General features: G+C 67.5%; 21 protein-coding genes. 8 read left to right on the top strand and 13 right to left on the bottom strand.

Annotated features, from left to right (window positions below):
- On the top strand, positions 1-231 hold a 231-nt coding region (locus AAF184_17320; protein MEO0424102.1), incomplete at its 5' end, for a hypothetical protein.
- Here AAF184_17320 and AAF184_17315 read toward each other — a convergent pair.
- The 5 genes from AAF184_17315 to AAF184_17295 form a co-directional block, all read right to left on the bottom strand.
- Positions 228-1,421, bottom strand: coding sequence for a hypothetical protein (locus tag AAF184_17315; GenBank protein ID MEO0424101.1), 1,194 nt, complete (start codon positions 1,419-1,421; stop codon positions 228-230). The genes AAF184_17320 and AAF184_17315 overlap by 4 nt on opposite strands.
- Positions 1,421-3,361: a DUF1538 domain-containing protein gene (locus AAF184_17310; GenBank protein ID MEO0424100.1), complete on the bottom strand. Its 1,941-nt coding sequence runs from the start codon at positions 3,359-3,361 to the stop codon at positions 1,421-1,423. The genes AAF184_17315 and AAF184_17310 overlap by 1 nt, the downstream gene beginning before the upstream one ends.
- 67 nt (positions 3,362-3,428) lie before the next feature.
- On the bottom strand, positions 3,429-3,896 hold the full coding sequence (locus AAF184_17305; protein MEO0424099.1) for a GNAT family N-acetyltransferase: 468 nt from the start codon (positions 3,894-3,896) through the stop codon (positions 3,429-3,431).
- Positions 3,893-5,401, bottom strand: a complete 1,509-nt coding sequence (locus tag AAF184_17300) for a BCCT family transporter (GenBank protein ID MEO0424098.1) — start codon at positions 5,399-5,401, stop codon at positions 3,893-3,895. The genes AAF184_17305 and AAF184_17300 overlap by 4 nt, the downstream gene beginning before the upstream one ends.
- 96 nt (positions 5,402-5,497) lie before the next feature.
- A complete protein-coding gene (locus tag AAF184_17295) occupies positions 5,498-6,544 on the bottom strand; it encodes a MerR family transcriptional regulator (protein ID MEO0424097.1) in 1,047 nt (348 codons plus the stop codon).
- A gap of 186 nt (positions 6,545-6,730) precedes the next feature.
- On the opposite strand from AAF184_17295, the gene AAF184_17290 reads away from it, so the two are divergent.
- From AAF184_17290 to AAF184_17280, 3 genes are all read left to right on the top strand, one after another.
- Positions 6,731-7,309 (top strand): hypothetical protein, encoded by a 579-nt coding sequence (locus tag AAF184_17290; protein MEO0424096.1) that lies wholly within the window; start codon positions 6,731-6,733, stop codon positions 7,307-7,309.
- Between the two features lie 69 nt (positions 7,310-7,378).
- Positions 7,379-8,998, top strand: a complete 1,620-nt coding sequence (locus AAF184_17285) for a hypothetical protein (GenBank protein ID MEO0424095.1) — start codon at positions 7,379-7,381, stop codon at positions 8,996-8,998.
- A 7-nt stretch (positions 8,999-9,005) separates the two neighbouring features.
- Positions 9,006-9,404, top strand: a complete 399-nt coding sequence (locus AAF184_17280; GenBank protein ID MEO0424094.1) for an MmcQ/YjbR family DNA-binding protein — start codon at positions 9,006-9,008, stop codon at positions 9,402-9,404.
- A gap of 8 nt (positions 9,405-9,412) precedes the next feature.
- Here the strand turns inward: AAF184_17280 and AAF184_17275 are convergent, their stop codons facing one another.
- On the bottom strand, positions 9,413-9,847 hold the full coding sequence (locus AAF184_17275) for a hypothetical protein (GenBank protein MEO0424093.1): 435 nt from the start codon (positions 9,845-9,847) through the stop codon (positions 9,413-9,415).
- A 372-nt stretch (positions 9,848-10,219) separates the two neighbouring features.
- Between AAF184_17275 and AAF184_17270 the strand changes: the two genes are divergently transcribed.
- Positions 10,220-12,022, top strand: a complete 1,803-nt coding sequence (locus AAF184_17270; GenBank protein ID MEO0424092.1) for an EAL domain-containing protein — start codon at positions 10,220-10,222, stop codon at positions 12,020-12,022.
- On the opposite strand, the gene AAF184_17265 is transcribed toward AAF184_17270, so the two are convergent.
- Together AAF184_17265 and AAF184_17260 are read right to left on the bottom strand one after the other, a co-directional pair.
- A complete protein-coding gene (locus tag AAF184_17265; protein MEO0424091.1) occupies positions 12,019-12,762 on the bottom strand; it encodes an anti-sigma factor in 744 nt (247 codons plus the stop codon). The genes AAF184_17270 and AAF184_17265 overlap by 4 nt on opposite strands.
- Positions 12,759-13,316: a sigma-70 family RNA polymerase sigma factor gene (locus AAF184_17260; protein ID MEO0424090.1), complete on the bottom strand. Its 558-nt coding sequence runs from the start codon at positions 13,314-13,316 to the stop codon at positions 12,759-12,761. Before AAF184_17260 ends, AAF184_17265 begins: the two co-directional genes overlap by 4 nt.
- A gap of 290 nt (positions 13,317-13,606) precedes the next feature.
- Between AAF184_17260 and AAF184_17255 the strand changes: the two genes are divergently transcribed.
- The 3 genes from AAF184_17255 to AAF184_17245 all read left to right on the top strand — a co-directional run bounded on the left by AAF184_17255 (position 13,607) and on the right by AAF184_17245 (position 17,597).
- Complete coding sequence (locus tag AAF184_17255; protein MEO0424089.1) at positions 13,607-14,887, top strand: hypothetical protein; 1,281 nt, start codon at positions 13,607-13,609, stop codon at positions 14,885-14,887.
- 69 nt (positions 14,888-14,956) lie between these two features.
- Positions 14,957-16,453: a DUF4331 domain-containing protein gene (locus AAF184_17250; GenBank protein ID MEO0424088.1), complete on the top strand. Its 1,497-nt coding sequence runs from the start codon at positions 14,957-14,959 to the stop codon at positions 16,451-16,453.
- 97 nt (positions 16,454-16,550) lie between these two features.
- Positions 16,551-17,597, top strand: coding sequence for a HupE/UreJ family protein (locus AAF184_17245; GenBank protein MEO0424087.1), 1,047 nt, complete (start codon positions 16,551-16,553; stop codon positions 17,595-17,597).
- On the opposite strand, the gene AAF184_17240 is transcribed toward AAF184_17245, so the two are convergent.
- The 5 genes from AAF184_17240 to AAF184_17220 all read right to left on the bottom strand — a co-directional run.
- Positions 17,547-20,123 carry a VTT domain-containing protein gene (locus AAF184_17240; protein ID MEO0424086.1) on the bottom strand — a complete coding sequence of 859 codons (2,577 nt, stop codon included), beginning with the start codon at positions 20,121-20,123 and terminating at the stop codon, positions 17,547-17,549. The genes AAF184_17245 and AAF184_17240 overlap by 51 nt on opposite strands.
- A 12-nt stretch (positions 20,124-20,135) precedes the next feature.
- Positions 20,136-20,690, bottom strand: coding sequence for a DinB family protein (locus AAF184_17235; protein MEO0424085.1), 555 nt, complete (start codon positions 20,688-20,690; stop codon positions 20,136-20,138).
- Positions 20,687-21,433 (bottom strand): lysophospholipid acyltransferase family protein, encoded by a 747-nt coding sequence (locus tag AAF184_17230; GenBank protein MEO0424084.1) that lies wholly within the window; start codon positions 21,431-21,433, stop codon positions 20,687-20,689. The genes AAF184_17235 and AAF184_17230 overlap by 4 nt, the downstream gene beginning before the upstream one ends.
- Before the next feature lie 24 nt (positions 21,434-21,457).
- Positions 21,458-22,276: a GNAT family N-acyltransferase gene (locus AAF184_17225; protein ID MEO0424083.1), complete on the bottom strand. Its 819-nt coding sequence runs from the start codon at positions 22,274-22,276 to the stop codon at positions 21,458-21,460.
- Between the two features lie 51 nt (positions 22,277-22,327).
- Positions 22,328-22,510 (bottom strand): hypothetical protein (locus AAF184_17220; GenBank protein MEO0424082.1); only part of this gene is annotated, 183 nt, incomplete at its 5' end.

Raw genomic sequence — 22,510 nt, 5'->3', positions numbered from 1 at the left:
GGTGAGACGCGACGTGTGCGAGTGGCTGTAGAACTCGCCCCAGCGCCGATGGCCGACGGGGAGGCGCTCTCGGCCGCGGATCTGGCGTCCCTGGGTGCCCGTTGGGTGGACGGGGAAGGAGGATTGATCGATCTGCCGGGCGAATCGCTCGAAGCCTTCGCCCGCGTGGAGGCGGTGCGCCGGCTGCAATTCGTCGCTGTGGTGGCGAGCGCCGAAGACCTCCCCAGCTAACTCGCCTTGCGGTAGTTGCGCTTGCCCGGCACGTACATGGCCACCCGCGGCACGGCCGTGGTGTAGGCGAACACGTCGTTCACCTTGCCGCTCGAAGATGCCGCCTCCAGCGCCTGACAAATCCGTTCGGCCGAGATGCGGTCGGTGATGCAGCGCAGGTGAGCGTACTCGCGACTCACCCGGGCAGGGCTCGCCGCTGACACGCGCTCTTCTTGCGGTTCGGCGATGCGCGAGAAGTGCATGCTGAGTCCGGGCGCGCCGGCGTTGAGCATCACCGCCATCAGCTCGTCCATGTCGTCACGACGCACGATGGTGTTCAGGGAAAGCTGGTTGTCGACGCTGCGCCGTGGGGCGTTGATCTTCATGCCCGCGCCACGCCCGCCTGCGCCTACGTCGAAGACCGATTGATCGCGCCAGTGGGAGTGTCCCTGCAGGTGATCGATGGCGTTGATGATCTGCTGCATGTTCGCCGCATGATGGTGGTGGGAGATCAGGCCGGGCAGGTTGAACATGCCCTTGTCGACCTCCATCGAATACATGATGCCGCGAGCGGGGAGGTGGAACTCCCCAACGCTGGCCATTCGATCGAAGATCTCCTCGGCATCCTCCTCATCGGCGATCACCATCAGCACTTCCTTCTCATGCTCCTTGGTGATCCGTAACCAACCGAGGCGGTCGCGAAGGCCACGTCCCTCCACGTAGTGCACGATCGGGCCATGCGCGCCGCCTTCGATGGCGGCACGGCCGACCCGTTCGCTGTACTGGTGGGCCACCACGCAACTCAGCAGACGAAGGTTGTGGCGCAGGCTGTCGGACGGATGCTCGGTGTCGGTACCCCCAGTGGTGTAGTCATCCCCCGGGCAGGCGAAGCCACTGCCGCGCAAGGCCGCTTCGCAGCGCACGGCGAACACCGCGCCGGTGGCCTGCATGTGCAGCCGTCCCTCGGTGACGATGGTGGCGAGCACGGCGTCGACGTCGCTCTGCGGTACGACCAGTTGCAACATCACCTTGGCGGGGCTGATCGGCGGCAGCCAGCGCGCGTACCACCGGTCGCGCACCGTGGTGCCGCGGGCTTTCCACACCAACATGGCGCGGTGGGCCTGGGCGTGAAGCACCTCGATGACGTGTTCGGCTACCGTGCTCGGCAGGACGGCAGTGACCACGGACAGCTCGTGCTGTTGGCTAAACATCAGCCCGATACCTCCACAGCGGCTATGACCGCCTCTTCTTCGAAACTCTCGGCGGCCCGCTGCCTGGAGAGTGCTTGCTGTTCCTGGTAGTGCGTGTACAAGCCCACGGTCAACACCGTGAGGATCGGGCCGACCGAGGCCAGCGCCAACACGCCGAAGCCGTCGGAGACGCCGGGCACGCTGCCCCCGATGCCAAGGCCCATCGCCAGCACCAGGGGCACGGTGATCGGGCCGGTGGTCACGCCGGCGCTGTCCCACCCGAAGTTGACGAAGCTATGAGGTGAGAGCCAGGTGAGGACCAGGACCACCGAGTAGGCGGGCAGGAGTAACCACACGAGCGGCAGGCCGTAGGCGAGCTTGACCACCCCGGCCGCGATGCCGAGGCCGACTCCGACCGCCACGCTCTGCATCAACAGGCGCTTGCGAAACGCGCCCACGGTGATGCGCTCCACCGTGTCGCCCAGGGCGTTGAGGGCAGGCTCTGCCAGGGTGGCGCCGTAGCCGAGGAAAAACCCAAAGGCAACGGCGATCATCTTGCCGAAGGCAGGCGAATCGAACATGGCGAGCTCGGCGTGATCGAGGCCCCAGGGCACGATGGTGGCGAAGGTGAGGGGCACGTTGCCGCCGAGCTGCGCGCCTAGGGGAGTGAGCCCGAGGGTGATGCCAAGGCCGAACAGCATCATGCCGAAGAGCGCGAAGCTGACCCCGATGGCCACGTCGTTGCCCTCGGCCAGGCGTTGGCGTAAGACCAGACGCAAGACGATGTAGAGGAACAGGCAGAGCGGGACGATCGCGCGCAGGGCATCCAGGGCGGCGCCCCACACGCGCTGGGCGATCGACACCTCGTTGTCCCAGTGCTGGTCCGTGACCAGGGAGAGGGGACGTTGGTGAAGCTTGCGAATGACGATGTCGGAGCCGGACAACACCATGCGGCCGTCCTCCAGGGTCACGTCGCCGCCCTCGAAGCCGAGCAGATAGCCTCGGGGCAGCTCGCCGCTGGCGGCGTAGCGGGCGAACTCTTCGCTGCTGATCGGGTCTTCGCGAACCTTCAGCAGGCGCTCATCCTGGTCGGTCGTGGTGCTGAGTGCGGCAACCGTGTCGCCCGTGTAGTAGCGGCCGCCGTAGTAGTCGTCGAGCACGAAGTGCAGCAAGCCAAGCAACATCACGGCGAGGATTGGAAACAGGGAGGCGAGGGTGACGATGCCAAAGCCCGAGTGGCCACCGCTGCCGCTGCCGCTGGAGACGACGCGACACACACCGATGCCGAGCGCCAACACCAGCGGCACGGTGACGGGGCCCGTGGTGACCGCGCCGCAGTCCCACGCCAGCGCCAACACGTCGCTCAGCACGGGGTTTCGCGAGTAGAGCCAGGTGAGCACGAGCAGCAGGCCAGCGATCGGCATCGCGAGGTACTTGAGGGGCCAGGCGAAGAAGAAGCGCAGGACGCCGAGGGCAACCGCAACCCCCACGCCAACGCCCACCGCGAGTACCAACTGACCGGCGAAGTCGTTGAGCAAGCTGTACAGCAGGGGGGCTTCGTTGGCCTTGACACCGGCGCCGGCCGCCTTGAGCACGGCGATCGCCGGCTCCGCGAAGGTGGCGCCCACACCGAGCACGAATGCCAGGGCGAGGATGACCAGCATGGGGCTGCGCCGTGGCAGGTAACTGCCGAACACTTCGCCAAGGGGCATCAAACCGAGGCGCAAGCCCTCCATGAAGAACATCAACCCGGCGCACACCACGAGCAGGCCGATCCCGATCATCGCGGCGTAGACCAGGGGCAGGTGCAGCACGAACCACTGGAAGGCGATCAGGTACGCGACGATGAACCAGATCCCGGACAGCTGGTTGAGAAAATTTCGCCGCAAATAGGGGAGTAGTACGCGGAGGCTGTCGCGAAAGCCCAAATGGAATCGATCGCTGGAGGGTTCGTGTCTCACAGGTAAGGCTGCCGGTCGAAGGTGTACCCGATCTATCGGCGCCAGCGTCAGAAACTTGACCGGACAATCACTCCAGGGAACGGGTCATGAAGAGGTAGGGCGGATCCCCGTAGGCAAATCCCTCGCGCTCGTAGAGGCGGCGGGCGGGGTTGTTCTCGAGCACCTCGAGGGTGACGCGGCAAGCCCCCATACGGCGGGCGCGGGCCGCCACGCCGTCGAGCAGCGCCTTGCCGACACCGCGGCCGCGGGCCTGCGGCATCACCGCCAGGTCGTGCACGTTGATCAGGGGCCTGGCCTTGAAGGTGGCGTAGCCGATGAAGCAGTTCGCGACGCCGAGCGGCGTCTCCCCCTCGTAGGCGAGCAAGCTCCTGGCGCCGGGGGTGGCCCGAAGGCCTGCTACCATCTCGCGTTGCACGGGTTCAGGCAGAGGCGCCGAGCCTCCCATGTCGTCCTGGGCGTAGGCGTTGGTGATTTCCACGATGTGCTGGGAGTGGAGCGGATTGTCGTAGTCGGCATCGACGATGGTGATGCTCATGGGCTTTCCGTTGCAGAGCGTGTGGTGGTGTGCGACTGGACCCACCAGGTCCAGCGATAAAGTAGGGCGCCAGCCTGCACGGCGAGCAGCAGCACCATCGGGATGGCGCCGGACACGGCAAACGCGCGCACCACCGACTGACCGCCGGCGGAGAGGATCGCGGCCCCCGATAGCACGGCGATCACCAGGCCCCAGAACAAGCGCTCGGCCAACGGTGGATCCTCCATCGTGCCACGCGAGAACATCCCAAGGACGTAGGCGCCGCTATCAGCGCTGGTAAGCAGAAACGTAAATACTAGCAGCAGCGTCAGGCTCTGGGTCAATTTCGTCAGGGGCAGATGCTCGAGCACGGCGTAGGTGGCGGCGGGCGCCGTCGCGAAGTCGGAGACGCCGAGGTCGACGCCCTCGGCTGCCAGGTGCAACGCGGTGCCTCCTAGCAGCGAGAACCAGATCAACGTCACTAGCGTGGGGACCAGCAATACGCCGAGCACCAGGGTGCGCAGGCGACGGCCGTAGCTGATGCGAGCGATGAAGGTGCCGATAAAGGGTGTCCAGGCGATCCACCACAGCAGCGTGGTGAGGCTCCAATCGCGGGTCCACTGGCGCGCTTCCCCCTCGGCGCGAAGCTGCGTCGAAAGCGATAGCAATTCACTTAGGTAGGCGCTAGCGCTCTCGCCCAGGGCGGTCAGGATCTGCGCCGTGGGCCCGGCGAACAAGAAGTACAGGGCGAGCACGAGGGCCAGTCCCATGTTCACGTTGGACAGGAACGCGATGCCCCGTCGCAGTCCCGCGACCACGGAGGTGAGGTAGGCCGCGGTCAGGAGTACCAGCAGTACGCTCTGCGACAGGGGCGAGTTCGGCAAGCTCCCGCCGCTCACCCGAGCGACGCCGGCACCCATCTGCAGGGCGCCGGCGGAGACACTCGCCACTACGCCCACGAGCACGGCGATCAGGGCGATCCAGTCGACCGTTCGCCGCAGTTTCCCGGAGGCGGGCACGAGGGGGCTCGAGGGCAGGGGGGCATGCCCGCGTCCGGCGAAGGCCGCGATGGCGAGCGCCGCCACCGCGTAGACTGCCCAAGCGTGCAGGGACCAGTGGAACTGGGTCAGCGCGAGCGCCAGGCGGCGGGCGTCGTCCGAGGCGGGTGCGGGGCCGCCCGGCGGCGGGTTGAGGAAGTGGATGAGCGGCTCGGCAGCCCCCCAGAACACGAGGCCCGCCCCCATGCCCGCCGCGAAGAGCATGGAGAGCCAGGTGACCAGGCGAAACTCCGGCGTGGCCGTGGTCCCACCGATGCGGTGTCGGCCGATTGGCAGCAGCACCACCACGGCGCAGACCAGCACCGCTCCGCTCGCGACGAGCAGCGTGAGCCAGTCGAAGTGGCGCAAAAACGCCCCGGCGAGTCCTTGTACGCGCGCCCCCGTCTCGCCGGGGAAGGCGATGGCGAGCAGGGCGACGGCGGCGATGACCCCGTGGGGCAGGTAGCGGCGTGCAGCGTCGGCGTTCATGGGGCCACAGTGTAGTGGCCTCTCGGCTGGGTTGGCAGGGCGGCGCTGCCGGGGTCGGGCCAGCGGCGAGCTGGCCCGGCAGCGGTCCGGTAGTGGCTAGGCGGGAACCCGTGCTGCACCGATCGGGTCGATCGGGCCACCGAGCGTGCCGTTCTTCCCCACCTCGCGACCGGTCTCGAGATGATCGCCGAGTCCCACGATCAGCTGATCGAGTAGCTTGGCGAAGCGACGCCTTATCAAGGGGCTCATGAGCGACATGGGAAATGGGAAGTCGAACTGGGCGACGAAGCGCAGGGTGGTGACCCGGGCGTCCACTGGCGTTGCCGATATCTCGACCTGAGCGTGGCGGGCGGGCATGCCTGCGAGTACCTGCACTACCCAACGCCCCTCATCGCTTTCGATCAAGCGCTCGTGGAACGACTGGCCGTCGTAGGTGTGGCACATGCGCTCGGCGCCAGTGCCGCATTCGCGGCCACGAACGGCCTCAGAATGGCGTACGCCCGGGTGGAACAGGTCCGGAGTGCCCGATCGCACCATGGTCAGCAGCGCTTGGGGATCGCGAATGGGGCGCACGCGGGCGGTGGTGCCGTCCTCCAGGGTGACGTCCTCGAGGTCGAATCCCTCGTCTTCGTAGGCGATCACCAGGTGTTGGATCGCGTTGCGCGGCAGCTGACGCTTCGCCGCGCGCGCGAATTCCTGGGCCCGCATCACGATGTGCTCGACGTCGCGGAATCGCTGCGTGAAGGAGGTCAACCACTGCTGCAAGCCGGGCTTGAGCACGATGTCGTAGTCGGCGAGTGCGCCTCGACGTTCCAGCTGACGCAAGCGGGTATCCAGCTCGCGGAAACGCGCCTCCTGCTCGGCGATCAACGCTTGCGCTTGCTCGCGCTGATGCTGGAGCAGCTCCCGGAGCTCCTCGATGTCGGTGGGTTCGCGGAGTGCGGCGGCGATCTGCTCCAGCGTCAAGCCGAGGCGCTTGAGGGCGAGGATCTCATTGAGCCGCTGCAACTGGGCTGCCGTGTAGTAGCGGTAGCCACTGCTCGCGTCGACGTGGGCGGGGGAGAGGAGGCCGATCTCGTCGTAGAAGCGCAGCTGGCGCACGGAGACCCGGGCGAGGTGAGAGAACTGACCGATCCTGAACACAGCATGCTTCCTTCTGGTGTAACAGCCGCAAGCTGCACCCTCTCGTGGCGTGAGGGTCAAGCCTATCGTCCGGGCTGCCAACCAGTCGCGCAAATCCGCGTGCGAAGCTGCGCCCTCGCGCCCGCTACGCGACGGGGCGAGGTGTTACGTTCACCGCATGCGCGTAGGCGAACACAAGCCCATCCTGTGAGTGAGGAGACCTGGGTCACATTGCCGGGTGGCGAAGTCGACTTCGCCTCCTGGGCCGTGCGCTCGCTCTTCCGCGCTACGCGCGATCAGCTGCAGCCCTCAGCCTGGCAGGCCGAGACGGTGCAGACCAGCGACCAGGCGCGCTTGGAGCAGCAATTGGTCGACTGCCAATGGGAGCTGGCGCTGCAGCACGAACTCCTCGACGGCAACCCGATGTTGTGCGAATCGCTCATTCGTCGCGGCGCCTCGCCGTCGCGGGACATGGAGCCCGTGGTGGCCTACGTGCGCTCGCAGGCCGGGCGGGCCTTCGTCCGTGAGCAGTTCCTGGGCTGCCTGGCTATCCTTGCGCGCGACGCGGCGGACACGCTGGCGCAGGTGCCGCCCGAACCAGATGTGGACGGCGTGCTGCCGACCCTCGCCGAACGGGTGGCAGAGGCCCTCAACGCCCGCCTCGCGCGCCATGGGGACGCGTTGCGCCGGATCCTTGGCCTGGCTCACACTGACACGGGCGCGTTGATCGGCGACGGCACGGTCTATCAGCTCCTCGAGCGCTGTGAGGGAAGCACGGCCGCATGAGGGACTCCGCCGCCGACTAGCGCTTGGGTTTGCAGCCCTCTAGGAACACACGCGAGAAGGAACTTCGCCATGCCCCCACCCCGACGCCCCTCGCGGCGCGCAGTCTCCACTGCACTTCTCCTGCCCATCCTCCTCTGCCCGCTAGCGTTGCTGGCCGACGTCGACGTGACCGTGCTGCAGAAGCTCACCGCAGCGGATGCCCAGGCGGGCGATGAGTTCGGTTTCTCCGTCTGGACGGACGGCCAGCGGATCGCGGTGGGCGCCCTCGAGGATGATGACAACGGCCAGGCCTCCGGGTCCGTCTACGTGTTCGAGTTCGACGGCGCGGCGTGGCAGCAGACCCAGAAGTTGCTTGCGCCCGACGGAGAAGCTGGCGATCAATTCGGTCAGGTAAGGGTCCTTGGGGACCTAATCGCCGTCGGCGCACGGCGCGACGATCTCCCGGGCGCCCCGAACGGCGGTAGCGTCTCCTTGTTCGCCTACGACGAGTCGGAGGCCACCTGGCAGTTCCAACAGCAGCTCATCGCCAGCGGCGCCAGCGCCGCGGACGCGTGCACCATCAGCGATCTGGACGCCGATCGCTTGCTGATGCCCTGTACGCGAGACGATCCCGCGGGCCTTGCCGATGCGGGCGGTCTATTCGTGTTCGAGCGCCATGGCGAGAGCTGGGTGGAGCAGGCCCAGGTCGTACCGTTCGCTGCAGCCCCCGGCGATAACTTCGGCGGCGGGGCCTTCGATGGGCAAAATCCCGGTGCGTCGCGCCTGGTCGGGGGCAGCCGCCGCGCCGACGGGGCGGGCACGGATGCCGGCGGCTTGTGGGTGTTCGAGCAGAGCAGTGAGGATCCCAGCGCCTGGCTCGAACTCGGCCAGCTCGTGCCGGCGGATCTGCAGCCCGGTGACGAGTACGCGGCCCGCGGGGCCTTCTCCGGCGACCTGCTCGCCGTCAGCGCACCGGAGGTAGACGACATCGCTCCGGGCGCCGGCGCGGTCTATCTGTTCGCTCGCGACGACGACGCGCCCGTGGGATGGCGGGAAACCGCCAAGCTCCTCAGCACTGACACCGTCGCCGGCGACAATCTCGGCCGAGGCCTCACCTGGCTCGCTCCCGATCTCCTGATCGCGGGGGCGCCCGACGACGGCACCCGCGGTCCCCTCGGCGGCGCGCTCTACGTCTTCCGTCGCGACGAGTGCGCCGATGGGGCCTGGGGCCAGGCCGCGAAGTTCAGTCCCGAGGACGTGGCGGTGGGGGATCTGTTCGGACGCCAGATGTCCGCCTCGCCCGACGGTGTGCTCGCCGTGAGCGCCTGGAGCCACGACGCGGCAGCCGACGATGCGGGAGCCGTCTACGTGCTCGAGGTGAGCGATCCCCTCGATTCCGACGGCGACGGCGTGCTCGATGATCGGGACAACTGCACCCAGGCCGCGAATACCGACCAGCGCGATAGCAACGGCGATGGCTACGGTAACGTCTGCGACGCGGACCTCGACGACAGCGGTCGCGTGACCATCGCCGACTTGCGCTTGCTGGTGGAGCGCCTGTTCACAGATGACGCGGATGCCGATCTGAACGGCGACGGCACGGTGACCGTGGCCGATTTCACCCTGGCCCGCGAGCAGGTCTTTCAGGTACCGGGCCCGAGCGGACCGGTGCGTTGCTTCGGTACTCCCGTGCGCCTGAGCGAAGGCTGAGCCGGCCGTGCTGGGCAGCGAACGCATGAAGGCGCTATGTCGCACCATGCGGGCGGCGACGGAGCAGGTGCAGTGGGGGGACGCCGTGGTGTTCAAGGTCGGCGGCAAGATGTTCGCCGTCACCAGGCTCGCCGAGGATTCCCGCTACTCGTTCAAGGTGGACCCGGATCGTTTCCTCGAACTCACCGGCGTGCCTGGGATCGCGCCCGCGCCATATCTGGCCCGAGCGAAGTGGGTGCAGGTGGATCCGGCCAGCTGTCCACTACCCGCGCAAGACCTGGAAGCACTGCTGCGCCATTCCTACGCGCTGGTGGTCGCCAAGCTGACGAAGAAACTGCAGCGGGAAATCGAACAACAGAACGAAGGAGGGGGCGACGAACAAGGTCGTCGCCCCCTAGATTCCTAAGCCAGGCCTTAGGCGTTGTCGTCGTCGCCCGTGCGCTCCTCGATGCGCTCGCCGCGACGATCGAGGCGCTCATCGGCACGGTCGCCGCGGGTCTCGCGACGATCCTCGATGCGATCGCCCTTGCGGTCTGCACGCTCTTCGATGCGGTCGCCCTTCTTATCCAGCGCTTCGGCCATGTTGTTTCGGCCAGCGGCTTCGGCGCGCTCGCTCTTGCCATCGAGCTTCGCGTTAGCGCGCTCACCACGCTGGTCGAGGCGCTCGTCCTTGCGCTCACCGGAGTTGTCCAGACGCTCCTCGCGACGATCGCCCTTGCGGTCGAGGCGCTCGGCGGCGCGCTCGCCACGCTCAGCCTTATCCCCGCTGTGGTTATCGGCCAGCGCGCTGGTGCTGGTGCCGAGAATCAGCGCCGCCATAAGCGGCAAGGTGATGATCAGCTTGTTCATAATGTGGTTCCTTCCCTTGTTACGTGGTCAACGCTGCGAGCAGCCCGCGCTGTGCGCTGGGGAGGGCAGTGCAGCCTAGGTTCCGTCCTGCCAAACAACGCGTCGCGCGCCGTGACGTTGACCTTTGACCGGCGGAAACTTCACGGTTTCTCCGATGATGTAAATCACTGTGAACTCTGCCCCTGTGACGTGCATCACGGGGTGCGGCGGACCACGTGAGCGGAGCAGCACGAAGGCGTCACAGAATGGCGGGCTTGGGCGGGATCCAGCGTCCGCCAGGGTGCGACAAGTGACCTGTGCCGTGGCCCGCAAATGCGCACTCTCGTACCGTTTGACTCTTACCCCCACGTGCCGCCAGGATGTCGCCGATCCGTGTCTCGCACTGCTGACCGACGCTCTCGCTCCCTAGCCGCTGGCTTGCGGTTGCGCGTCGCGGTGACGATCGTGGCCGTGGTGGTGCTCGTGCAAGCGACCAACCTGCTGGTGTTGGTGAGCGGTGACCTCAGCGCTCTCGAGCCGACGATCACGGGCGGTGAGAATGGCTTCCAGACCACCCTGAATCTGCCGCGGGCCTTCTTCCTGGGAGCGCTTGCAGGGCTCCTCGCATGCGTGCTGGCCGTGCAGTTGCTGGCCCGATCCATTACCCGCCCCCTTCGGGCGCTCACTCGCAGTGCCTTGCGCCTGCAGCGCGGTGAGTACCGCACGCCGATCCGTTCGACCCGCCGTGACGAACTCGGCGCCCTGGCGCGCACCCTCGATGCTATGCGCACCGCGATCCTCAAGCGCGAGAGCGAGGTGCTGCGCTTGGCGTACAGCGATGCCCTCACCGGGCTCGCCAACCGCTCACGCTTCCAGGCTCGATTGGATGGCTTGCTGCACGAGGAGGAGGAGGGGGGTGCCAAGACGCCTCGGGCTGTGCTCAGCATGGATCTCGACAGGTTCAAGAACATCAACGATACGCTCGGGCACGAGGTGGGGGACTACGTACTGAAGCAGGTGGCGGATCGCTTGCGGTCCGTGCTGAGCGATCGAGACGTGCTGGCCCGATTGGGCGGGGACGAATTCGCCATTCTGCTCCACGACGGCCGCGCCGAGCGTGCGCTGGCGCTGGCGCGGGAGGTGAGTGGCCTGCTGCGCAAGCCCTTCTGGTACGACAGCCAATCCCTCGATGTGGGGGTGAGCATCGGCGTCGCGCGAGCGCCGGAGCATGGCAGGGATGCGCTCAGCCTGCTGCGCAATGCCGAGCAGGCGATGTACGCCTCGAAGCGCGATCACGTCATGGTGGTGGAGTACTCGCCGGTCGCCGATCGACAGCAGTCCCAGCTCTCCCTCCTCTCAGACCTGCAGGTGGCGATGGAGCAGGGGCAGCTCACGCTCTTCTTCCAACCGAAGGTATCCGTTCGTAGCGAATCGGTACGCTCGGTGGAGGCGCTGATTCGCTGGATCCACCCCGAGCGCGGCCTGATCCCACCCGATGCGTTCATTCCCTTCGCGGAGCAGACGGGCTTCATCAAGGAGCTGACCCTGTGGGCGATCGAAGCTGGCCTCAAGCAGTGCGCTGAATGGCGTGCCGGTGGGCTGGCGCTGCGGGTGGCGGTCAACGTCTCCACACGTGATCTGCTCAGCGAGCATCTGCCCAGCCAGGTGGGCGAGTTGCTACGCGAGTATCGCTTGCCGCCGCGCGCGCTGTGCCTGGAGATCACCGAGAGCGGCTTCATGAGCGAGCCGCAGCGCGCGCTGAAGGTGCTGGAGGACTTGGCGGCGCTGGGCGTGAAGCTCGCCATCGATGACTACGGCACCGGCTACTCCTCTCTGGCCTACCTGATGCAGCTCCCGGTGCACGAGCTGAAGATCGATCGGGCCTTTGTGAGTGACATCGGCAAGGATCCGCGCCTGGCCACGATCGTGCGTTCGACCGTGGACCTCGGGCACAACCTCGGCCTCTCGGTGGTGGCCGAAGGCGTGGAGGACGAGGAGGCGTGGCAGTGTCTGTGCGAGTACGGCTGCGACGTGGCGCAGGGCTACTACTTCGCCCCGCCCATGCCTGCCAACGAACTCACGCCGTGGATCCTCGCCCGCGCCGCACAGGCCCCGGCTGTGGGTGCAGCCAGACCGACGGCGCCTCGCGACACGCAGGCCAGAGGAGGGTCCAGGCGCATTCGCCGCGCCGGCTAGATCTCCGCCCTCGCGAGCGGCGCCACGAACACCACATCGCCGGTTGGCTGGCCGGTGGGTGATCCCCCCGGCGGCTCAGTGCTGACCGCCAGGTTCGCCGAGCGAGCCAAGGCGTCCAGGGCCACCGCGCTCACCTGCGTGCGCAGCGCACCGAAGGTCGGCAACAGGCCCAGGGAAACGGGAACGCCGTCGTCCGGCAACATCCATAGCTCGTAGACGCGATCGTCCAGGGGCGTTGGCGCCGAGTTGACCCGCACCCGCAACTGCGCTGGATCGTCGTAGACCTGCACCAGCCAGACGTCCGCCCCGTCGGCGTTGGCGATCACCGACACGTAGGCCGGTGCGCGTTCGAGCACCTCGCTCGGGGGCTGCACCTGCTGCGCCACGAACCAGGTGCCGCTCACCAGGAGCAGCGCTGCGATCCCGGCGGCGAGCGCCGTGAAGGCTGATGGCCGCGCGGGCTTGGGCCGTTGGCGTTGACGCCGCGACGCCAACTCGTCATTTGGCGCGTGTCCCAAGCGATCGACGATGCGATGCCAAACGCGCGCGGGAGGTGCTGGCGTCTCACCCGCCGGGGGATCCAGGGCTTCCAAGCGGCGCTCCCAGTCGACGACCTGGGCCATTACGTCCGCGCGTTCGCGCATGAGGCGTTCGAAGCGCTGGCGGGCGCGTCCACGCATCGTGCCCAGCGCGTAGCGGGCGGCGAGGGCGTCGAGCAGCGTTGGGTCGGTGTACTTCATCGGTCCATACACCGCTTGAGCGCTCCCAAGGCACGCCTTATCCAACTCTTGACCGTACCCAAGGGCATGGCGAGGGAGGCCGCGATCTCCTGCTGCGTGAAGCCGCCAGCATAGGCCAATTGCACGCTGTTGCGCTGGTCTGCGCTCAGCTCGTCGATGCAGTGATGGAGCTTGCGTTCATCGCCGGTGGGCAGGGCGTAGGCGGCGGCGATGCTCTCCAGCTCGTGGTCGCCGAAGGGCCGCTCACGGCCGAGGCGACGCAAGGCGTCGATCGCGCGGTAGCGCGCGATGCTCTTCAGCCAGGTCAGGGCGCGGCCGCGCTGTTCGCTGTACTCGCCGGCCTTCAGCCAAACGCTCACGTAGACGTCCTGCAGCACATCTTCCGCCGCCTCGTTCGAGGACAGCATGCGCTTGAGCACGGCGAAGAGCGCGCCCGCGGTCAGGCGGTACAGCTCGGCGAAGGCGACGCGGTCGCCGTCGGCCGTGCGCGATAGCAGGGCGACGAGGGCATCGTCATCTTGTGCCTTGGTGTCTGTGGAGCTGGCGGTGGCCACGAGCTGGCGAGGTCCTTGGTCGTCCCGATCCGATGGGAGCGAGACCGTAGCGGGCCACCCCGATTCGCGCAAGTGCATCCGGATCCTGGAGTCGTCCGTAGAAGGGGGACAGCTACCAGCAGGACACGCCCATGCACTCGACCAGATCTCCCATCGCAAGCCTTCGTACTCCCACCGTCATGCCGCGGCGCATCGTAGGGAACACTCGGGCTGTTTTTCGGGTTGCTGCGTTGCTCTTGCTTGCCGGGGTGTTAGGTGGCTGCGGGAACGCCTCACAGCCGACGCAGGGCGTGAATGCCACGATGGCCCAGGCGTCGTCCCCCAGTGCCGACTGCGCGATCGCGCTCGTTACCCACCGCGGCGACGCACCCATCGACGAGCAGATTCGTCGCTACCAGCGCGAAGCGATCGCCGATGCGTCACCTAACAAGATGCGATACCAGGCGTGGATCGAGCGCCTCGGGTGGGCCTACGTGGGGGCTTCCCGCGCCCATCAAGACGAAGGACTGCTCACCCTCGCCGAGCACGCGGCGAGGTGCCTGCAGGCCTCGAGTACCCCCCAGCGTAACTTCGCCGGCGAGCTGCTGCTCGGCCATACGCTCCACCAGCAGCATCGCTTCGCACAGGCGCGGGAGCTGGCTCACGGCCTCGTGCGTACGCGCGGTCACTGGCACGACCACGCACTGCTCGGCGACGTCTCACTGGAGATCGGTGATCTCGAGCGCGCGCGGGTCGCCTACCAAGCGGTGGCCGACCAGCGGCCCGGGCCCCAGGCCTACCAGCGAGCAGGGGAGCTGCGGTGGATGCTCGGCGATGTGGCGGGCGCGCGCGAGATGCTCACGCGCGCGGCGGCCAGCCTGCGCACGGCGGATCCCTACGTGGTCGGCACGATCGCGATCCGACTCGCCGAGCTGCAGTGGCAGCAGGGGGACGTCGCCACGGCGCAGCGGACGCTGGATGCGCTCGCCGAGATCGTGCCAGACCTGGCCGCGGCCGATTACCTGCGCGGTCGCCTGTTGCTGGGTGCCGGCGATACGGGCGGCGCCGTGGTCCACCTGCGACGGGCCGCCGCCGTGAGCGAACTGCCCGCCCATCGTTGGGCCCTGGTCGACGCGCTGCGGGCGAGCGGTGAGGAGACGCAGGCGCAGGAACAGGCGTTGCTCAGCACCACCGCTGACGGGCGCACGCGTGCCCTGTTCCTGGCCACCCACGGGCGCGACGTGGAACGCGCGCTCGCGCTGGCGGAAGCGGAACTCGAAGCTCGCCAAGACCCGCTCACCCTGTCTGCCGCTGCCTTCGCTGCCCTGCAAGCCGACGATCTGGACCTCGCCGCTCGCTACGCCGAGGCGGCCAGCGCCTTCGATACACGCGGGGCGCGCGTGTGCCTGCACGGCGCGCTACTGAGCGCGCGCCTGGGAGATTCGCAACGTTTCGCCGAGCAAGTGGCCTGCGCACGCGCCTACCAACACATGCTGCTCCCGTCGGAGCGCACCCTCTTTGATCAACTGCTCACCCACCCGAAGACGGTGGCGCGGGCAGCGATCGAAGCCTATCGCCGTCCCTGGTCCTAGGGACGCGGTACCTGCGCCCCGACACCTCGTGCGGGGCGATATCAAAGCAACATCAAGGGGACTTACCCAATGAGGAAATTCGTAAACGCTGGACTGTCCGCAGCGCTCACCGTAGCGCTCGCCGGCGCCACGGGCACCGCCCTGGCCTCCAGTCACATGGACGCGCCGCTGATCACCCTCGATCCGGCAGCAAACACCACGGACGTCTACGCGTTCGTCACCGAGCGCGACGAGCAGAAGCGCCTGGTGGTGGCCCTCGCCACCTATCCCTTCGAGTTTGCGGGGATCGGTCCGCACAAATACAACTTCGACGACGACGTGCGCTACTCGCTGAATCTCTCCCTCGGCGACGACGTGGCGGCCGGTCGCACCAGCATCTCCTACGTGTTCGACTTCACCACCCGCTTCAAGAACGAGAACACGGTGCTGCAGTCCTACCTCGGTGTGGTGGAGAACGTGGACGACGACGCCCAGAACCTCACCCAGGACTACACGGTCACGCGCATCGATCGCCGCGGCGCCAATGCCCGTTCCAACGATATCGTGACCCTCGGCGACGGCCTGGTGCCGCCGAACAACCAGGGCATCGCGACCCCCTTCTACAACCAGGGCGATGACGGTGAGAATCCGGCCAAGAACGGCGTCGCCACGTTTGAAGAGCTCGATCGCTACACCCAGCAGAGCATCGTGGAACTGGACCGTGGCTACCGGGCCTTCGCCGGTCAGCGCGACGACGGTTTCTTCGGTGACATCCAGGCCGTGTTCGATCTGCTCCAGCTGCGTAACCCCGGTGTGGACGCCCAGGCGGGTTTCAACATCCACCTGATCGCCCTCGAGATCCCCCTGGCGGACATCGTCGAGGATGATCTGCAGGTGGTCGGCGTGCATGCCACGACGAGTCGTCGTCGCTTCAATGTGCTGAGCAACGACCCCGAGGCGGTGCCCGACAGCAAGCAGGGCCGCTTCGTGCAGGTGGCGCGCCAGGGCAATCCGTTGTTCAACGAAGGCCTGGTGGCGATCGCCGACTCGGACCTGTACAGCCGCACCACGCCGGAGCGTGATGCCGAGCTGTTTGCCACCTACGCCCTGACGCCGGAACTCGCCGCGCTCCTGAACGCGTTGGTGGTGCCGGGGACTGGCCTGGAGAATGCGATCGAGACGGACCGCACGGACATTGCGGGCATCTACATCCCCGACGTGATCAAGGTCGATCTCTCGACGCCTGCCGTGCGCCTCGCGGGCAACGGGTCGGACGACGCCCTGAACCCGGATGACGAAGGCTTCTCGTCCTTGTCCATCTTCGGCGGTGATGTGGTGCAGAGCCAGATCCAGGATCCCTTCGGCAACGGCGGTCTGGTCCCTGGCGGCTGGCCGAACGGGCGCCGTTTCGGTGATGACGTGGTGGACATCGCTGTGTCCGCACTGCTGAGCGATCTGCGCACCTTGCCCCTGTTCATCCAGGTGGCCGGTGACAACGTCAACGGCAACGACACGGGCTTCAACAAGGTGTTCCCCTACGAGTCCACGCCGCAGAACGGTCGGACCAGTGGCCGTGGCTCGCGCTGAGCACACGGTCTGCGCTGACACGGAGGTCGGGTGCGCCAATCGCGCACCCGGCCGCCGTCGTGGTGCAGGCCGTGCAGCTGGGGTGGGCTTGTGCCTGATGCTCTTCGCCACCGCGGTGGCGTGGGGCCATGAGGCGGGTCTGAGTTCCGTGTCGATCACCCAGGAGGACGACGCCCTGGCGCTGCACTACCGCTTCAACGGTGAAGAGCTGGCCACGTTGTCAACCGAACGCCTGTCAGCGCCTTTCGAGACCATTAGCGTCGCGGGTCAGGCGGTGAGCCCCAGCGAGTTCCGCTCGGTGGCGGACGAGCCCGGGCAGGCGGCGTGGCGAGTGCGCTACCGCCTGCCTCCAGGCAGTGCACCGGTTACCTTGACGGCCGAGTTGCTGAAGGATCTGCCTCGCGGGCATCGTCAGCTGGTCTACACCGGCGGCGCCGGGAACGACGCAGGCCTCGCGCCGCTCGCGATCCTGGATCGCACGCATCCCGAGGTGGCGATCACCGGACCCGATGGGGCGGGGGCGACCCACGAAGCTCATAGCCTGGCCTACTGGATGTTGGATGGCGCGCGGCACATTTGGACGGGGTTCGATCACCTCGCGTTTCTCGGGGTGCTGCTGTTGCCGCTGCTCGTCGGTCTGCGTCGCGGCTCGCGGACGGCCACGGCGCTGTCGGTGGCGCGCTTGGTCACTGTGTTCAGCGTGGCCCACTCGATCACCCTGTTGCTCGCCGCGTTCCACGTGGTCGCGCTACCGGATCGCCTGGTCGAGAGCAGCATCGCCCTGTCCGTGGTGGTGGCGGCGGTCGCCAATCTGCGGCGAGTATCGCCGATGCCCGGCCTGGTGCTGGCGTTTGGCTTCGGTCTGCTGCATGGCTTTGGCTTCGCCGGCGCCCTGGGCGACACGGGCCTTGCGGGCGGCACCCTGGTGCTGAGTCTCCTCGCCTTCAACGTGGGCGTGGAACTCGGGCAGTTGGCGATCGTGTTGGCCGTACTCCTGGTGGCCGTGGCCCCGTGGGCACGCCTCGGGCTTCCCGTCGAACACACGGGGTGGCGCCGACCGGCGATGGGCGCGGGGTCTCTCGCGATTGCAGGCCTAGGCGCCTGGTGGTTGGTGGAGCGGGTCGCGCCGATCTTCGGCGTCTGAGCTCGCGGGCGGGACGCGGGCTGCCGCGCGGGCGGCCCGCAGCATCGCGAGGAGTTCGCCGATCGAACTCGGTCGGATGCCTCGAGCGCGGTTGGCGGCCCCGATCTCGAAGGCCAGGCGCCATTGGTGCATGAGCACCCGGTAGGCCTCGAGGAGGCTGTTGCCAGGATCGTAGATGCTGGTCGCCTCCGAGGTGACGCCGTTCAGCTCGATTACCTTGAAGTTGTGGCCCTCGGCAAAGTCTTCGGAGGACGGCGTGCGGATGTCGTAGCGGCCGAAGTAGAAGCCATCGTAGCGCCGGCTGAGCTGGTCGATCGCCTGAGCGAGGGCGGGGGTCTGCATCGCCTTGCCGTCTAGGAACAAACAACCGAGGCAGTGGGTGCCCACCTCCACCAAGGGAATCTCTTCGCCGGCGGCGGGCACCTCGTCCAAGCGCGCCGCGTGCACCTTGAGGAAGTGTGGCGCCATAAACACGGCGCGGGGGTGATCGAGGATCAGGGACTCCAGTGGTCGGTGACCATCGCCGGTCACGTGTACCGGGCGCTTGTCCGTGATGGCGAGGATGCGACCCTCGGCCTCGTCAGGGTGGCGGTAGTAGAAGACGCCGTACTCATGCCCCGGGGCGAAGGCCTGCACGAGCGTGGGCTGGGGATGCTCGGCGAGGTAGGCGAGCACCGCCGGCGCATCGCGCACGATGGCGACTTCGCGCCCGCGCTCCCCCGCATCGGGCTTCAACACCAAGGGGTAGCCGAGGCCGTGCTGCTCGACGAACTGCTCCACGAAGGCCACGCGTGCGGTCGGCTCCCCCTGTGGCAGCAGGGCGGCCGGTAGCGCATGCGGGTGATCGAGTCCCAGGCCGCCGAGGATCGCCACCTTAGACTCGCCCACAAAGCCGCCGGCGGGCATGGCGGGGTTGGCCGCGGTGAACACGGTCAGTCCTCGATGACGAATGCCGAGCACCAGGATGTAGAGCACGATCGGTGGGTAGAACAGCCAGGGGGGCCAGAACTCCCAGCGCAGTCGTCGCTGCCAGGCCGCGTAGAGCAGGCGTCGCCCCCGGTGGGTCGACAAGCCGGTGATGGTGCGAATGGTCAGGTACAGCAGCAACACCGCGCCAAGGGTCAGCGGGATACCCCAGACACCCCACATCTCCAGCCAGCGCACGGCGCGCTCCCCGACCAGCCAGGCCAGGGCCACCAGCAACGGCGTCCACAGGGCGGCGGCCAGGGCGAAGAAGGCGGTGAAGCGCCAGAAGGGCATGCCGAGCACACCGGCCGCGACGTAGCAGGGCACCCGCGATCCCGGCACGAAGCGGCTCAGGATGATGACCGCCGCACCTCGGCGGTCGAACCACGCTTCGCTGCGGGCCAGTTGCGCTGGCGTCAGCAGCCAGCGCAGGGGGCGGCGCCTGAGCGCGGGGCGTCCCAGGGCGCGACCGAGGAAGTACAGGGCGAGATCGCCGGTGAAGATGCCGAGCAGGCAGGCGAGGGTGGCGGGCCAGAAGCCGAGTACGCCACGGGCCACCAGGAGACCGGCGGTGATGCAGGTCAGATCCTCGGTCACGTAGGTGGCCAGCATGAGCAGCAACAGCAGGGCCAACAGCTGCTGGCCGTTCACCGGGGGCACGTTGGCCCAGTCGAAAGGGGCGGTCGCGGCCTGTTGGCGATCGGGCGTCGCGCGGGTGGCGTCAGGGGCCGTGGCGCTGGCGTCCACGAATTCCCTGAGGGCCGCGATAAGTCCCGGCGTCTTGCCAGGACTCGACGCTACGCTGGCGGCGTCGAGGATGATGCGCTCGCTGTGGGCCACCAGGCGGGAGTACTCGTCGGCGCGGGCGTGGCTGCGCGCGTCGTCGAGCGCTCCCACGAGCACCTGGGCGGGCATCGCAATGGCGCGCAGGTTGTCGGGCAGGGCCCGAGGGGTCGCCGCCGTCCGCAGGCTCGAGGGGACGTCGTATCGGGATAACCCATCCAGGGCACCGAAGTGTGGTGTTCCCAAGCGTAGGGCGGTGAGTATCCAGTGCTGGGCAATGCGGGCCGCCTCGTTGAGGTGATATTCCCCCACGCCCTCCAACTCGGCGATGCCGCGCGGGGAGACCCATTGCACCGAGCGCACCAGATCAGGGTGGTGCGCCGCGAGGGCGGCGGCTAGCGGGGCTGCCTGCCCGACGCCGATGACGTGGGAAGGGTCCATCGAGCCACGCCCGCGCAAACAGCCGGCGAGCGCATCCACGTCCGCATGCATCAGATCGGGGACCCGCAGGTGGTGCTCCCGACTCAAGCCGCTGATCAGCGCCTTGTTAGCAGAAAAATTCGGTAAGAGCAGCAGCAGGCGAGGCGCGTCGGTCGCGGGGCCGTAGCTGCGCATGGTGATGGGGGATGTTTGTCGTGCGGCCGTGGATGGGGCCTGCGCGCACTGCTGCGGGACGGGGTCCTCGGCGCTGTGCGGAGGCGCCGGCGGGCGCAGCAGGCCCCAGGCGTGGCTGAGGAGGGTCAGGGCGACCCACAGCAGGGCGATTCGGGCGGTCACGGCACCCGTAGCTCAGCAAGCGGCGTGACGTGCCTGTCCGTCTTGATACTCGAGCGTCGACGGCGACACCCCGAAGCCACGGGGGATCTCCAGCCCCTCACTGCGCAGAATGAAGGCGATCAGGGCGTAGTGGTGCACGGTGTGGCTGACCAGGAACTGCAACTCTCGTGCGAGGGTGCTCGGAGTTTCGATCTCCTCCTCGCGTGAGGAGGCGCTCGAGCTGAGTCTGACGCCGAGGGGCGAGGACGGGGGATCACTGGCCAGGCGCTCCAGATCGGCGATGAGCGCGGTCAGGCGGGTGATCGCCACCGAGCGATCGGCCGCCATGTGCGGGTCCCGTTGGCGCTGGTCGTAATCCACCTGGCCGGCGCCCAACCCGTCGAGCAACTGGCGGTAATGGTCGTAGACATGGCGAAAGTGGGCGCCGACGTTGCTCTCGTAGAGGGGCGGTCGAGCCTGGCAATAGCGTTCGTCGCTGAGGGCGCGCAGCAGGGCGATACCCTGGCGGAGGAAGGCGACGTTATCGCGAATCAGATGCTGAGTGTTGGTCACGTGGGTCGGTTTCACGTTGGTTGGATCGCGCACTGGGCGCTGATGCCTGCATGCAGCTCGCCGGCGAGTTTCTTTCGATCATTCCCGAGCATTGGGTGCTCAGCAAAGCGCAGGCGAGCTACGAAATGCGGCACCTGCAGCAAGCGTAGCAGGTGCGGCACGAATTCATCATCTCCCCACCAGCTGACGACCTCCCCGGAAGGGGCCTCGCCGGTCGGCGTCTCGTAGCGGATCCCGGCGTACCACACGGGCGTTTCACGGCTCGCAGGCACGCTCAGCAGCGAGGGCATCAGCGGCAGCACGGTAGCGCCGTCGCTACTGGTGCCTTCGGGAAACAGGATCACGCCCTCGCCGGCATCGAGGGCCTGAGCGATGCATTGGTTCACGCGCATGACGTCCCGCTTGCGCTCGCGATCGACGAAGATCGTATCCATCGAGGCGATGATCGTGCCCGCCAGGGGCCAACGCGCCAGATCGGCCTTGGCCACGAACACGCCGTTCAGGTAGCGCGCGAGGAGGAAGATGTCCACGTAGCCCAGATGATTGGTGACGAGGACGAAGGGGGGCTTCGGCAGCGGACCGGAGACGATCGGTCGCAGGCCGATGAGCCTCGTCACCGCGTGCGCCCACCACCCCATCACCAGATCGCGCCATCCACGCGCCGCGCCGGTGGACACCCGGCGCAGGGGCAGGCCGGCGCAGCGTACGGCGTACAGGAGCGCCGTGACCACGATCAATGCGGTTAGGCGAAGGGACATCAGGGCACGGCGCACGCGATGGACCTAGTCGAAGAACATGCGACGAACGCGCTGATTCAGGCTCGCCACGTCGAACAGCGCCAGGAAGTCGATCGTGTTGAAGCGCGCGTCGATCGCGGGCGGACTCACGATGTGCGCACCGTAGTCGAGGTAAAGCTGCATCAGCGGGGGAATCTCCGCCGCGTCACCTCGCCCCGCCAGCGCCTGCGCGGAGACTTCCGGCGCGGCGTACGCCGGCCGGGTGGGCGTGTGCCATTCGCTGTGCTGACTGCCCGTCTCGATCAGGTGCTCGTGCACCTGCACAGCCTCCACTGGATCCTGACCGGTGAGGGAGCAGCAGCCGAAGAAGTAGCGCATGCCGTTGGCGCTGACGTAGGCCGCGAGGCCGCGCCAGAGCAGGAACAGCACGCGCTGGTTGCGATGCTCGCGGGCGATGCAGGCGCGGCCGAGCTCCACCGCCTGCGGCAGGATCGGTTCGAGCGGTGACAGGTCGAACTCGTCGTCCGAGTAAAAGCCCTGACCGCCGCATGCCATGGCGAAGGTTTGCATTCGGTAGGTGCCTACCACCTCTTCCGTACCGCCGTCGCCTGCGGTGGTCACCATCAGGTGATGGCAGTGGGGGTCGTACTCGTCCTCGTCGCGACAGCGTTCCCAAGCGCTGCGTAAGCCCTCACCGATCTCCAGGTTGAACACCTCGAAGCGTAGCTTGGTGATGCCGTCGAGATCGTGCTGATCCTGGGCAAAGCGCAGGGTGTAGCGACCCGAGCGCTGATGGGTCGTGGGCAGCGCGTCGCGATGGGGCGGATACGCGTCGACGTCGCAGGGCGGGGTGGGAGCGCTCATGGTGGTTAGGCGGCTCCCTCGCGGTGGCTCATCGATGCTTGGCTCTCCACCTCATTCACCTCGAAAGCGGCGGACGTTCATCAGCACCAGGGCCACGCAGCAGGTGAAAGCGGCGACGGCGAGCATGAACAAACTGCTGTCGGGGGTCTCTTCGCCCGGAAACTGCACGGCGATCCCGAGGGGCGTGGCGACGTGAAAGAAGATCGCGCCGGCCAGCAGTGCCGTGCCGAGCAG

Source organism: Pseudomonadota bacterium, assembly GCA_039815145.1.
Taxonomy (GTDB): domain Bacteria; phylum Pseudomonadota; class Gammaproteobacteria; order Steroidobacterales; family JBCBZW01; genus JBCBZW01.
The sequence above is the reverse complement of the archived record's forward strand: the minus strand, read 5'-3'. Positions and strand labels throughout refer to the sequence as shown.